Source organism: Pseudaminobacter soli (ex Zhang et al. 2022), from assembly GCF_014595955.1.
Classification (GTDB): Bacteria; Pseudomonadota; Alphaproteobacteria; order Rhizobiales; family Rhizobiaceae; genus Kumtagia; species Kumtagia pseudosoli.
In genome coordinates, this window is sequence record NZ_JABVCF010000015.1 from 32,300 (window position 1) to 45,974 (window position 13,675).

Annotated in this window: 11 protein-coding genes; 3 read left to right on the plus strand and 8 right to left on the minus strand. The window is 63.7% G+C overall.

Going from position 1 to position 13,675, the window contains the following annotated elements:
- Positions 1-73: 73 nt before the first annotated feature.
- Positions 74-1,468 (plus strand): guanine deaminase, encoded by a 1,395-nt coding sequence (gene guaD, locus HUI96_RS23780; protein WP_237684325.1) that lies wholly within the window; start codon positions 74-76, stop codon positions 1,466-1,468.
- Positions 1,469-1,543: 75 nt separating this feature from the next.
- On the opposite strand, the gene HUI96_RS23785 is transcribed toward guaD, so the two are convergent.
- The 8 genes from HUI96_RS23785 to HUI96_RS23820 form a co-directional block, all read right to left on the minus strand.
- On the minus strand, positions 1,544-2,194 hold the full coding sequence (locus tag HUI96_RS23785) for a response regulator transcription factor (protein ID WP_188257206.1): 651 nt from the start codon (positions 2,192-2,194) through the stop codon (positions 1,544-1,546).
- Between the two features lie 105 nt (positions 2,195-2,299).
- A complete protein-coding gene (locus tag HUI96_RS23790; protein WP_188257207.1) occupies positions 2,300-2,485 on the minus strand; it encodes a hypothetical protein in 186 nt (61 codons plus the stop codon).
- Between the two features lie 120 nt (positions 2,486-2,605).
- Positions 2,606-3,907 carry a glycerate kinase type-2 family protein gene (locus HUI96_RS23795; RefSeq protein ID WP_188257208.1) on the minus strand — a complete coding sequence of 434 codons (1,302 nt, stop codon included), beginning with the start codon at positions 3,905-3,907 and terminating at the stop codon, positions 2,606-2,608.
- Positions 3,907-4,884, minus strand: a complete 978-nt coding sequence (locus tag HUI96_RS23800) for a 2-hydroxyacid dehydrogenase (RefSeq protein ID WP_188257209.1) — start codon at positions 4,882-4,884, stop codon at positions 3,907-3,909. Before HUI96_RS23800 ends, HUI96_RS23795 begins: the two co-directional genes overlap by 1 nt.
- Positions 4,885-4,935: 51 nt before the next feature.
- Positions 4,936-5,835, minus strand: a complete 900-nt coding sequence (gene sucD / locus HUI96_RS23805; protein ID WP_188257210.1) for a succinate--CoA ligase subunit alpha — start codon at positions 5,833-5,835, stop codon at positions 4,936-4,938.
- 11 nt (positions 5,836-5,846) lie between these two features.
- Positions 5,847-7,031 (minus strand): malate--CoA ligase subunit beta, encoded by a 1,185-nt coding sequence (locus HUI96_RS23810; protein ID WP_188257211.1) that lies wholly within the window; start codon positions 7,029-7,031, stop codon positions 5,847-5,849.
- Positions 7,032-7,044: 13 nt separating this feature from the next.
- The gene (locus HUI96_RS23815; protein ID WP_188257212.1) at positions 7,045-8,007 is read right to left on the minus strand and encodes an HpcH/HpaI aldolase/citrate lyase family protein; all 963 of its coding nucleotides are present in this window, start codon (positions 8,005-8,007) and stop codon (positions 7,045-7,047) included.
- A 53-nt stretch (positions 8,008-8,060) separates the two neighbouring features.
- Positions 8,061-9,251: an aminotransferase class V-fold PLP-dependent enzyme gene (locus HUI96_RS23820; RefSeq protein WP_188257213.1), complete on the minus strand. Its 1,191-nt coding sequence runs from the start codon at positions 9,249-9,251 to the stop codon at positions 8,061-8,063.
- 425 nt (positions 9,252-9,676) lie between these two features.
- Here HUI96_RS23820 and HUI96_RS23825 point away from each other — a divergent pair, with 425 nt between their 5' ends.
- Positions 9,677-12,277, plus strand: a complete 2,601-nt coding sequence (locus HUI96_RS23825; protein WP_237684326.1) for a phosphoenolpyruvate carboxylase — start codon at positions 9,677-9,679, stop codon at positions 12,275-12,277.
- Between the two features lie 43 nt (positions 12,278-12,320).
- The gene (gene glyA, locus HUI96_RS23830; protein ID WP_188257215.1) at positions 12,321-13,625 is read left to right on the plus strand and encodes a serine hydroxymethyltransferase; all 1,305 of its coding nucleotides are present in this window, start codon (positions 12,321-12,323) and stop codon (positions 13,623-13,625) included.
- Positions 13,626-13,675 lie beyond the last annotated feature (50 nt).

A 13,675-nucleotide genomic window follows, 5' to 3' on the forward strand; every position in this document is an offset into this window, starting at 1 on the left:
ATTTTTGCATCGAGGTGAGCGGCAGTGCGGGTCGCAGAGAGAGCGTCGGTCCGATACTGGGTCGCAACAATTCATGGACGACATTGTGCAAAGGATGGGCAAGGTGAACGACAAATGGATCTGTGGCACCGCCTTCCACACGCCGCAACGCGGTGTGCTCGAAGTACTGGACGAGGTGCTGATTGCCGTCGATGAGACAGGGAGCATTTCCCAGATCGTCCGGAACAATGAGCCTCGCTTCGGCGAAATCAAGGCTGCGGCTGACCGTGAAGGTCGTCTGACTGAACTGGCCGACAGCCAGTTTCTCTTGCCGGGTCTTGTCGACCTTCACATCCACGCTCCGCAATGGCCGCAGCTTGGGAAGGCGCTCGATGTCCCGCTCGAAGTCTGGCTTCAGAAATACACCTTTCCGCTCGAGGCCAAATACGCCGACATCGATTTCGCGCGCGAGGTCTACGGCGACCTCGTCGATGCCCTGTTGGCAAATGGAACGACGACCGCGGTGTATTTTGCGACGATCCACATGGAAGCTTCGCTGGCGTTGGCCGAAATCTGCCAGCAAAAAGGCCAACGTGCCTTTGTCGGCAAAGTCGCAATGGATGATCCTGATCAGTGTCCGGAGATCTACCGCGACAGCGATGCGGCGACTGCGGTCAGCGAAATGAGGGCGTTCATCCAACGCGTGAGGGAATTCTCTGGCGGCGCGAATGCGCTGGTCCAGCCGATCATTACGCCAAGATTCATCCCCAGTTGCACCGATGCGCTGCTCCAAGGCTTGGGCGAGCTTGCTGCGGAGACCGGCTGTCTCGTCCAAACGCATTGCTCGGAAAGCGATTGGGAGCGAGACTTTGTAGAGGCGCGCTTTGGCAAAACTGATACCGAGGTTCTTAGGGGCTTCGGCCTGCTGCGGCAAAGCACCGTGCTTGCCCATTCCAATTTCGTCAGCGACGAAGATCTGAGTTTGATCGGAAAGGCGGGCGCGGCAATCGCTCATTGCCCCTTGTCCAACGTCTACTTTGCCCGTGCCGTTTTCCCGTTGCGCGCTGCGCTTGACCGCAATGTGCATGTCGGTCTGGGGAGCGACGTGTCGGGTGGTCACAGCCCCTCGATCCTTGACGGTTGCCGCCACGCATTGTCGGCCGCGCGTGCACGGGAGGGCGGTGTGGACCCATCATTGGCGGCGGCCGAACGGGGCGTTGCGAATTCGGCCATCGGGGTTGCCGACGCGTTCTGGCTGGCGACTGCCGGTGGCGGCGAGGCGCTCGGCCTGCCGATTGGTAAGTTCGAGCCCGGCTACAAATTCGACGCGATATTGATTGACCTTGATGCGCCCGGTTCCAATTTGCGTCATTGGCCGACGCTCGACGGACTGGACGATGTATTTCAGAAGATCGTGCTGAACGCGAACCGCGCAAATGTCATGCGGACTTGGGTGAACGGTAAGCTGGTATATGCGGCACAAGTTTAGCTCATGGCCGGTCGAAAAGTAGCCGAAACGCTTTTCAGTCCTTGGCCCGCTCGCCTCGGCGAGCCGTCGTCACACTCAACTCCGTCCATGTTTGGTAGCTGCATAGAGCGCAACCGCCATTGCACGATTGCGGACACCGAGCTTGTCGTACAAGTTCTTCAGATGATACTTGACCGTATTCTCCGAAATACCCGTCCTGGTGGCAATCTGCAGATTGGTCCAGCCGTTGGCGAGCACAGCGAGCAGTTCCAGTTCGCGCGTCGTCAAGGCAGACAGTGGCGTTTCATTGATCTTCGAGACATCCATGTAGGGTATGCAGATGCGGCCATTTGCGACTGCAGCAAGAGTGTCGAACAGAATGCCAAGATCGTCGAACTGATAGCAGAAACCATGTGCACCGAGGCGCACGCACTGCTTCAGGATACCTACGTCATGATCAGCACAGAAGATGACCACACGCGTCGTGCTCTCCCGACGACGAAGTTCGACCAGCAGTTCGGCGGCGTTCATATCGGATAGTTTCCAGCCGACGATTGCGAGGTCAAAGCCTGCCTGTGGCTCCTCCGTGGCTTTCAGGAACGCTTTGCCGCTGTGGATGCCGGCAGCAAAGTCAAATCGTTCGTCCCGGCTTATCATGTCGCGCAACGCCGAAACCACCAGTTGATTGCGCTCCGCAATCAGCAGTCTTTTGGGCCGCGACGGGTTTTTGACGAGACCGCCATGCATCGATCAATCACAACCTTCGAGGGGAAACGCCCGGTCCGCGGCGCGGCGGGCCAAGGAAACCGTGTTTGCCATGAGCAGCGCAACATTCATCGCCACGCCCCGCCCTTAACCGCCACGATGGCGATCGCCTGCTCCGCGTCCCATCAAATAGTCGACGCCGCCGAGCAGCCTCGAATTGCCGCTGGCACCGCCGTGGATGCGGTTGATGCCGTAGTTCGACAATGCAAGATGTCGGATTACGGCAGCCACTGCGGGAACGCTAGCACAGCCCTCGCGGAACTCAACTGCCATGAATGTTTTTTTCCTCGTGGGAGAAACGACTGAGCCAGACGGCCGTCAAGGCGCCCCGCCGCACGTGCGCCTTGCCGGCACTGAAGCACCGGACGGTCAGGGCATCGGAACGGCGCCAACTTATTGCATCAACAGTATCTGCAGGTCGGCGACATTGGTGCCGGTCGGGCCTGTCATCAACAAGTCGCCCGAAAGCGCCAGCGCGTGGTAGGAGTCATTGTTGTTCAGACACCTTTCTGGACTGCAGCCCAGTTGCCGCATCCAGCTTGTCGAGCCGGCATCGACAAGGCCGCCCGCCGCATCAGTCGGGCCGTCCCGACCGTCGGTGCCACCGCTCAGAAAGACCCACGGTCTTCTGATCGAGGTCCGCTCATTTAGCAACGCGAAGCGAAGCGCCAGTTCCTGGTTGCGCCCGCCCCTGCCGCTGCCACGCACCCTGACCGTCGGTTCTCCTCCGGCGACGATGGCGACCGGGGCTCGTCTCGCCGCGGACACAGTCAGGCGGTGGAGCATCGCGGCCGCCTCCGATACGTCGCCATCCAGCCAGTCATCGGCCTTGACGACTACGGCATATTGCGAGCCGGCGCTGCTCATCACGCGTTGCAGGCTGATCGCGTTGCTGCCGATGACGACATTCTCGACATGGTCGAAGCACGCGGCGTCGGGCTCCGCCCGAGCGGCTGAGCCGTTGAAATACGCGCACAGGGTCGGGGGCAAAGTCCCAAGGAGGTCGTACCGCTCGAGGATGGCGGTAGCGTCCGCCGCGCAGGTCACGGGTTTTGCGGTGGGGCCGCTGGCGATGGTGGCGACATCGTCGCCGGGCACGTCAGAGAGAAACAGCGACAGCACTTTTGCGCCCGAAGCGAGCTGGGCGAGACGTCCGCCCTTCAGCCTCGAGAATTTCTGCCTGACGGCGTTTACCTCAGTAATGTCGGCGCCGCTGCGGATCAGCGCTTGATTGAGTGCGATCTTGTCGGCGAGAGAAACACCGGGCACCGGCGCGCAGGTGAGCGCCGAACCGCCGCCGCTGACCAGAACGAGCAGCAGGTCGCCGGGCGTTGCCGAACGCGCGGCGCTTTCAATTGCGTCGGCACCTCGGACGCTTCCCTCGTCGGGCAGCGGATGGCCGCCGGCAATAACCTCGACGCCGGGGACCTCGACCAGGTTTTCACGATTGGTCACCACACAGGCCGTCTGCAGCTTGTCGCCGACAAAAGGCAGGGCCGCCCGCGCCATCGTGCAGGCCGCCTTGCCGAAAGCGACGAGGATGACGCGCCGAGCCGCAGCTATGGTGTCCATCCGTGCTCTCAGGGCCGAGGCGACTGCCGACTCGGGATCGGACGCGGCGACGCCTTCCCGAAACAGTTCGACTGCCTGCGCGCGAAGCTTGAGCAGATCCGAGGCCGAGCCGCCGAGGGCCATCACACCACTCGGTCCGGCACGGGACGCCCTTCGAAGAACGCGACGAGGTTTTCGACCGCCCTCATGCCCATCGCAACGCGTGTTTCCTCGGAAGCGCTGCCAAGATGCGGCAGCAGCACCACATTCTCCGTTTCGATCAGTGCGGCCGGCACGGCAGGCTCGCCGTCATAGACGTCGAGACCCGCACCAGCGATCTTGCCTTCCCGAAGCGCGGCCACCAGAGCCTTCTGGTCGACCACGTCGCCGCGGGCCGTGTTGATGAGGAAGGCCCCACGCTTCATCGCGCCCAGCCGCTCGGCATTGATGAGATGACGGTTCTCTGCACCGCCGGGGCAGTGCAGCGAAACGAAATCGGCCTCGGCCAGCACGTCGTCGATGCTGGCGAGTTGGCGGGCACCCATCGCCCGGGTTTCCCCGTCATCGACCTTGGACCGGTTGTAGAAAACGACGTCCATGCCGAAGCCGAAATGCGCCCGCCGGGCCATTGCCTTGCCGATGCGGCCCATGCCGATGATGCCGAGTGTCTTGCCGGTCACCTTGGTGCCGATCATGTGGGTGGGGCACCAGCCGGCCCACCCGCCGGCGCGCAACTGGCGTTCGCCCTCCCCCGTCCTGCGGGCCACCGAGAGCAGCAGGCTCATCGCGATGTCGGCGGTGCAGTCGGTCAGCACGCCCGGCGTAATAGTCACGGTGATACCGCGGGCCTTGGCCAAGTCGATGTCGATATGGCTGAAGCCGACGCCGAAATTGGCGAGCAGCCGGGTACGGATGTCCGCATCCGGGAAGATGCCGGCCGGCAGCTTGTCGCTGACGGTCGGCAGGATCGCGTCGAAGTTAAGGAACGCGGCCTTGAGCTGGGTCGGGCTCAGCGGCGCGTCGCCCTCGTTGAAGGTGGCGTCGAACCGCTCCGCCAGGATTTGTTCGACGGCCGCCGGCCAGCGCCGCGTGACGATAACGCGTGGTTTCATTTTTCTCATTTCCGCGGTCTGGTATGATGGTGCCGTTCGGCACCGCTTCGGAAGGCCGGGTCAGGCGGCCTTCTTCTGCTGCTCCAGCACGCCCATGACGGTCGTGCCAAATGCCGACGGCGTCGGTACGATCGTCACGCCGGCGTCGCGGAGGATCTCGACCTTCTCCTGTGCCGACTCGCCGAATGCCGAGATGATGGCACCGGCGTGGCCCATGCGCTTGCCCTTTGGCGCCGAAAGGCCGGCGACATAGGCGATCAGCGGCTTGCGCATGGAATGCTTGGCCCATTCGGCGGCTTCGGCCTCCTGCGGACCGCCGATCTCGCCGATCATCACCACGGCGTCGGTATCGGGATCGTCTTCGAACAGCTTGAGGATGTCCTTGAACGACGAGCCATTGATCGGGTCGCCGCCGATGCCGACGCTGGTGGACACACCGATGCCGAGTGCCTTCATCTGCGAGGCCGCCTCGTAGCCCAGCGTGCCGGAGCGGCCGACGATGCCGACACGGCCCGGCAGGTAGATGTTGCCCGGCATGATGCCCATCAGCGCCTGGCCGGGAGTGATGACGCCGGCACAGTTCGGGCCGATCAGGCGCATGCGTTCCTCGTAGCGGAAGCGGAGCATGTAACGCTTGACCCGCATCATGTCCTGCGAGGGAATGCCGTCGGTGATGCAGACGCAGAGCTTGAGACCAGCTTCGGCGGCCTCCATGATCGAGTCGGCCGCGAAGGGCGGCGGCACGAAGACGATCGATGCCTCGGCGCCGGTCTCGCGTACCGCGCCCTTGACCGTGTTGAAGACCGGGATGCCCTGGTGAACCTGACCGCCCTTGCCGGGGGTGACGCCGCCGACCACGTTGGTGCCGTAGCGCTTCATGTCGTCGGCGTGGAACGAGCCGATCTTGCCGGTGAGGCCCTGGACGATGACGCGCGTCCTGCGATTCAAGAGAACTGCCATTTCTGCCTCCCTCAGTTCTTTTTTGACTTGGCGAAGGCGCGCATTGCCTCGACCGACCTTTCGGCGGCTTCCGCCAGCGTGTCGGCGACGATGACCTTCTCCCCGGACTCGGCGAGGATCCGCCTGCCCTCGTCGACATTGGTGCCGGCAAGACGGACCACCAGCGGCACGTTTACGCCTACCTCACGGATCGCCTTGATGACGCCCTCGGCCACCCAGTCGCAGCGGTTGATGCCGGCGAAGATGTTGACCAGGATCGTCTCGACGTTCTTGTCGGCGAGCACCGCGCGAAAAGCCTTGGCCACGCGCTCGGGCGAGGCGCCGCCGCCGATGTCGAGGAAATTCGCCGGCTCGCCTCCGGACAGCTTGATCATGTCCATGGTGGCCATGGCGAGGCCGGCACCGTTGATGATGCAGCCGATGTTGCCGTCGAGCCCGACATAAGAGAGGCCGCGGTCGCTCGCGAAGGTCTCGCGCGGGTCTTCCTGCGACTTGTCGCGCAGCTCCGAGATCTCCGGGCGGCGGAACAGCGCGTTTTCGTCGAACGACATCTTGGCGTCGAGCGCGATCAGGTTGCCGTCCTTGGTGACGACCAGCGGATTGATCTCGAGCATCGAGGCGTCGAAATCGCGGAACACGCGGTAGCAGCCGAGCAGCGTGTCCACCGCTCTGCCGATCAGGCTGTTTTCCAGCCCGAGCCCGAAGGCGATCTCGCGGGCCTGGAACTGCTGCATGCCGGCGCCCGGATCGACGATGGCGCGGATGATCGAGTCGGGCTGCTTTTCCGCAATCTCCTCGATCTCCATGCCACCGGAGGCGGAGGCCACGATCATCACCCGTTCGGACTTACGGTCGAGCACCATGCCAAGATAAAGCTCCTGGCGGATGTCGACGGTCTCCTCGACGTAGAGCCGCGACACCAGCTTGCCCTTCGGCCCGGTCTGGTGAGTCACCAGCTTGCGGCCGAGCATGGATTCGGCGGCTTGCGACACCTCGCTGTCCGACTTGCAGATGCGGATGCCGCCGGCCTTGCCGCGCGCACCGGAATGGATCTGCGCCTTCACCACCCACTTGCCGCCGCCGATCTCGCTGGCGCGGTAGGTCGCCTGCTCGGGGCTGTAGGCGAGGCCGCCGCGGGGAATTTGCACGGAATAGCGCGAGAGCAGTTCTTTGGCCTGATATTCATGAATATCCATGTCGAACTCCTCCTCAGTTTGGCAGGCCCGTGCGCGACCGTGCCGACTCGATCGCCTCGTGCATGACCAGCACATTGCGCGCCATGCGTTCGGATGCGGCGTCGATCATCTTGCCATCCAGGGCGGCGGCCCCCTTGCCTTGCTCCTCGGCTTCCTTGAGCACTTCGATGATGCGGCGGGCGCGGGTGACCTCCTTCTCCGGCGGCGAGAACACGGCGTTCGCCAGCTCGATCTGCGAGGGGTGGATGGCCCACTTGCCTTCGATGCCGAGGGCCGCTGCGCGCTTGGCTGCAGCGATGTAGGCATCCGGATCGGAGAAGTCGCCGAACGGTCCGTCGATGGCGCGCAGGCCGTAGGCGCGGCAGGCGACCGTCATGCGCGACAGCGCTGCATGCCACTGGTCGCCCGGATAATCGGGGTTGAGGCCGCCGATGTTGACGGTGCGCGCCTTGCAGCTCGCTGCATAGTCGGCGACACCGAAATGCATGGCCTCGAGCCGGCCGCCATAGGCCGCGATCGCCTCCACATTGGCCATGCCCAGCGCGGTCTCGATCAGCGCTTCAAGGCCGACGCGTGTCGTGAAGCCCCTGGCGGTCTCGATCTGGTTGACCATGGCCTCGACCATATAGAGGTCGGCCGGCACGCCGACCTTGGGCACCAGGATGGTGTCCAGCCGGTCGCCGGCCTGCTCCATCACGTCGACCACGTCCCGGTACATGTAGTGGGTGTCGAGCCCGTTGATGCGCACCGAGATCGTCTTGCCGCGGGCGCGCCAGTCGATCCCGTTGAGCGCTTCGATGATGTTCCTGCGGGCCCGCTCCTTGTCCGGCGGCGCGACGGCGTCCTCGATATCGAGGAAGATGTAGTCGGCGGCTCCGTCCGCAGCCTTGCGGATCATATCCGGATTGGAGCCCGGCACCGCGAGCTCGCTGCGTTGCAGGCGCAGCTTGCGCAGGTGGTGGATGGTGTGGCTCATGATTTCTCCTCCCATTGGAGCGCCGCGCATCAGGCAAAACGCGGCACCGAGCCTCAGGCCGCCTTGGCGATGGCCGGCTGCGTGGATAGGCGGTAGTGCTCGAGGGCTGCGCCGACGCCCGACCCCGGCTGGACCTTCACGCCGCAATCGCGCAGCGCCATTTCGGCCGCCGAGATGGCGCCGCACATCATCACCTCGTTGACCCAGCCGAGATGACCGATGCGGAACACCTTGCCGGCGACCTTGTTGAGGCCGACGCCGAGCGAGGTCTGGTAGCCGTGAAAAGCGCGGCGAACGACCTCGGCGCTATCGATGCCCTCCGGTACCTGGATCGCGCTGACGGTGTCGGAGTGCCACTTGGCTTCCTTAGCGCAGAGCTTGAGGCCCCACGCCGCGGCCGCCTTGCGCACACCGGTGGCAAGCCGGTTGTGGCGCTCGAAGATGTTGTCGAGGCCTTCCTCCTGGATCAGGTCGAGCGCTGCCCGCAGGCCGCGCAGCAACTGCACCGCCGGCGTGTAGGGGAAGTAGCCGGTGTCATTGGCCCGGATCTGGTCCTCGAAGGAGAAGTAGCAGCGATTGTGCTTTGCCGTCCTCGCGGCTGCCAGCGCCTTCTGGCTGACCGACAGGAAGCCGAGGCCGGGCGGCAGCATGAAGCCCTTCTGCGAACCGGACACGGCACAGTCGACACCCCACTCTTCCTGGCGGAAATCGATCGAGCCGACCGAGGATACGCCGTCGACAAACAGAAGCGCCGGGTGATTGGCGGCGTTCAGCGCCGCACGTACCGCGCCGACGTCGCTGGTCACGCCCGTCGCCGTCTCGTTGTGGGTGACGAACACCGCCTTGATGCGGTGCTCCTTGTCCGCGGCGAGGCGCTCGGCATAGATCTCGACGGGAACGCCCCTCCCCCACTCGACATCGACCACGTCGACATCGAGGCCGAACCTCTCGGCCATGTCGACCCACAGATGTGAGAACTGGCCGAAACGCGACATCAGCACGCGATCACCGGGGCTCAACGTGTTGGCGATCGCCGATTCCCAGGCACCCGTGCCCGAGGACGGGAAGATAAAGACCCGGCCGGTCTCGTTGCGGAACACCTTCATCAGGTCGGTGAAGAGACCGCGCGTGAAGCTCGGATAATCCGGCGCGCGCATGTCCTCCATCGGCATGTTCATCGCCTGCCGGACGACCTCCGGAACATTGGTCGGTCCCGGAACGAAGAGGTGGGTGAAGCCGGCCATAGAAAAATCCTCCCGAAGACTGCGGCGGGCGAGATGCCCACCTTTGGCGTACGGGAGGAGGATCGGGATTGCGCCAATCTCTCACAACACCTTTCCAGATAGAAACCGCTACCACCGAGGGTTTGAGGAAGCTGCCTGGAAGGGGAAAGACAGTCACTTCCGGATAGGTCGATCCTACCCGCCGGAGCCACCCGAACGAAACGGGAATTCTACCCGTCCGGGCGTTTTCACCGGCGCGCAAAACCGGTCTGCTTGCTCTTCTGAAAACGGGGTTTCGGATGGCCGCCTCAGCGGTTCGAGATTCCGGACAACACGGGATGAATGGGTGTCGCTTGGAGGAAAGCAGACCACTCAGCTTTCGCGAAGACGTCCGCAGCCTGCTTTTCAGGCTGCTTCTGGCCGTTGTCAGCGAACGTGAGCCCAATATGGCGGAGGTGCTTTCCGGCCGGGTGAGCCTCGATGCGCTGGCCAGCGAACAGCGCATCGCAGCGCTGCAAGCGACCGGCATCTGGTTCCAACTCATCGCCATTGCCAATGAGTTGCTTGCCATGCGCTCACGCCGTGAGCTTGAGCAGATGGGCGGTGCCGACGAGGTGGTCGGCTCCTTCTCCAATGTCATGAGTGAAATAGCAGCCGGCGGCTACCCGGCCGAGCAGATCCAGGCCACCCTGGATGACCTCTGCGTCGGACCGACCATGACCGCGCATCCGACCGAAGCCAAGCGGGTCACCGTTCTCGAGATCCATCGCCGAATCTACCGCAAGCTGACCGAACTCGAACAGCAGCGCTGGGCGCCGCGCGAGCGCGAGCGCCTCATCGACGACCTCAAGAGCGAAATCGAGCTTTTGTGGATGACGGGCGAACTGCGGCTCGAACGGCCGTCGGTCGAACGCGAGATTGCGTGGGGGCTGCACTTCTTCCGCGAGGTGATCTTCGAGGCGACGCCCAAGCTCTATGACAGCGTCGAAGAAGCCTTGGCACGCCACTACCCGGAATATGATCTCAGGGTGCCGTCCTTCATGCGCTATGCGTCATGGATCGGCGGTGACCGTGACGGCAATCCGAATGTGACGGCAAGGACCACCGCCTATGCGCTCAACGAGTGCCGCCAGGCGATCATCGGCTGGTATGTCCAGCAGGTGCGCCGGCTGGTCACAGTGCTCAGCGTCAGCGCCAAGGTTGTCGACCTCCCGGAAGCCTTCACCAAGGCGCTTGGTCAAGCGCTGCATCGCAGCGGCAACGCCTCGGAGATCGTTGCGCGCAATCCCAACGAGCCGCTGCGCCAGTTCGCGGCCGCGATGCTCGACCGCCTGGAGGCGATGCGCGGCGAGGCGTCGGCCAAGCCCTATGCCCGTTCGGACGCCCTTCTGGCCGACCTCCGTGAGCTTGAAGACGTGCTGGTCCAGATCGGCGGCAAGCAGATCGCCAAGCGTTTCGTCCGGCCCCTGCGTCAACAGGTCGAGACTTTCGGCTTCCGCACCGTTTCGCTCGACATTCGCCAGAACTCCACCGTCGTCAATCGCGTTCTGGCCGAGCTTTTCAAGCTCGCCGACCCGGCCGGCGCACCCGCGCCCGACACACCGCAATGGACATCGCGTATCCGAGCGGCGCTGAATTCCGGCGAACAGTTGGAGGTCGACCGGCTGGCTCTCTCCGAAGAAGCGCAGGAGCTTCTCGACCTGTTCGACGTCATCCGCAAAGCGTCGGCTGGACCGAACGACGGCGGCATCGGCGCCTTCATCCTCTCGATGACCCGGTCGAGCGATGACCTTCTGGCCGTCTACCTGCTTGCGCAATATTCCGGTCTGGCGACGGCGATGGACGGCAGCGGAACCGTTGCGCTCCGCGTCGTGCCGCTGTTCGAGACCATTGCCGATCTGCGCGCTGCGCCAGACATCCTCGACCAACTGTTCAGCGTCTCCATCGTGCGCCGCTCGGTGCGCGATTTCGGCAACCGGCAGGAAGTCATGCTCGGCTATTCCGACTCCAACAAGGACGGTGGCTTCCTCGCCTCGAACTGGGAGCTAAACAAGGCGCAGAGGCGGATTGCCGCCCTCGGCCGAAAGCGCAAGGTCAAGATCAGCTTCTTCCATGGCCGTGGCGGTTCGGTGAGCCGCGGCGGTGCACCGACCGGCCGGGCGATCGCCGCCCAGCCTGCCGGCACGGTGGGCGGCGCCATGCGCGTCACCGAGCAGGGCGAGGTGGTGTCGTCGAAATTCGCCAACCGCGGCACCGGGCACTACCAACTCGAAATCCTCGCCGCGAGTGTCTTTGCCCATAGCGTCAAGTCGCCGAACGAAGCGGAGCTCAAGGACAACCCCGAGTTCAGCGAGGCGCTGGAAGCGCTGACCGGCATGTCCCAGGCCTCCTATTCCGGCCTCATCAATGAGCCGGGCTTCATCGACTATTTCAACCAGGCAAGCCCGGTCGAGGAATTGTCGCTGCTCAAGATCGGTTCGCGCCCGGCGCGCCGTTTCGGTTGCCGCGACATCTCCGATCTCCGCGCCATCCCGTGGGTTTTTGCCTGGAGCCAGAACCGTCACCTTCTGACCAACTGGTACGGCATCGGCAGTGCGCTCAATTCGTTCGTCAATGTTCGAGGCGACGCCGGGCTGGAATTGCTGAGGCAGATGTTCGAGCGTTCGCGCTTCTTCCGTCTCATCGTCGACGAGGTCGACAAGGGGCTTTACCAGACTGATATGGAAATCGGCGCGCTCTATGCCGGTCTGGTGCAGGATTGCCAGGCGAGCGACCGTATCTATCGCAAGATCGCCGCGGAATTTGCGCTGACCCGGAAGATGATCGCCCAGGTCAATGGCGGCGCGAAGCTTTCGGAGCGTTTCCCTGCCTTCAAGCGGCATTTCGACCGCATCCGCCCGCAGATGGACAGCATACATCGGCTGCAGGTTCAGCTCCTGCGCGAGGTCCGGGCGCAGGACGGCGCGGCCGCAAAATCCAACCGGGCGGTCACTGCGCTTCTGCTGTCCATCAACTGCATTTCCGCCGGCCTCGGCTGGACTGGGTAAACGACAATTCATGGCGCCGCATGGCGCCCAAGGGAGGAGCCTCATGAATATTACCACCAGACCTGGCATCGGCGGCGCACATCGTTTCTTCCGCACCGGAGTGGCGCACGCGGATCCCGCCGTCAGCGATGCCATGCAGCGCGAACTCAATCGCCAGCGCGACGAGATCGAGTTGATCGCCTCCGAAAACATCGTCTCCAAGGCGGTTCTCGAGGCGCAGGGCTCGGTGCTGACAAACAAATATGCGGAAGGCTATCCCGGCCGCCGCTACTATGGCGGCTGCCAGTTCGTCGACGAGGTCGAGGATCTGGCGCGTGAGCGCGCCAAGGCGTTGTTCGGCTGCACCTTCGCAAACGTCCAGCCCAACTCCGGCAGCCAGGCCAACCAGTCAGTGTTCATGGCGCTGATGCAGCCGGGCGACACGTTCCTCGGTCTCAACCTCGCTGCGGGCGGGCATCTCACGCATGGGGCGCCGGTCAACCAGTCCGGCAAGTGGTTCAACGTCGTTTCCTATGGAGTCCAACCTGACACTCATCGCATCGACCTCGACGAAGTGCGCGACCTGGCGCGAAAGCATCAACCGAAGGTGATTCTCGCCGGCGGCTCGGCCTATCCGCGCATCATCGACTTCAAGGCGTTCCGCGAAATCGCCGACGAGGTTGGCGCCAAGCTGTTCGTCGACATGGCGCATTTCGCCGGTCTGGTCGCCGGCGGCGTCCATCCCAACCCGCTTGAGCACGCCCATGTCGTGACCACCACAACCCACAAGACCTTGCGCGGCCCGCGCGGTGGCATGGTGCTGTCCAATGACGAGGAGATCGGCAAGAAAATCAATTCGGCGGTGTTTCCCGGCCTGCAGGGCGGACCGCTGATGCATATCATCGCTGCCAAGGCGGTCGCATTTGGCGAGGCGCTGGCCCCCGACTTCAAGGTCTATGCCGCCAACATCGTCGCCAATGCCAAAGTGCTGGCCGAAACACTCGCCGACGGCGGCGTCGACATCGTTTCGGGCGGTACGGACACGCATCTGATGCTGGTCGACCTGCGTCGCAAGAACCTTACCGGCAAGGCTGTGGAAGCGGCCCTCGGTCGGGCCCACATTACCTGCAACAAGAACGGCATTCCGTTCGACCCGCAGGGACCGATGGTCACCTCGGGCATTCGGCTTGGCACGCCCGCCTGCACGACACGCGGCTTCCTCACCGACGAGTTCCGTCAGGTGGGCCGCATGACGATGCGGGTGATCGACGGGCTGGCGGCTCACGGCGAGGAAGGCAACGCCGCAACCGAGGCAAGCGTTCGCGAAGAAGCACGCGAATTGGTCGCCCGGTTCCCAATCTACGACTAGTTCCCGTCACTGGAGTGCAGGCACTGCCTGAAGATCGGGACGTAGGCTGC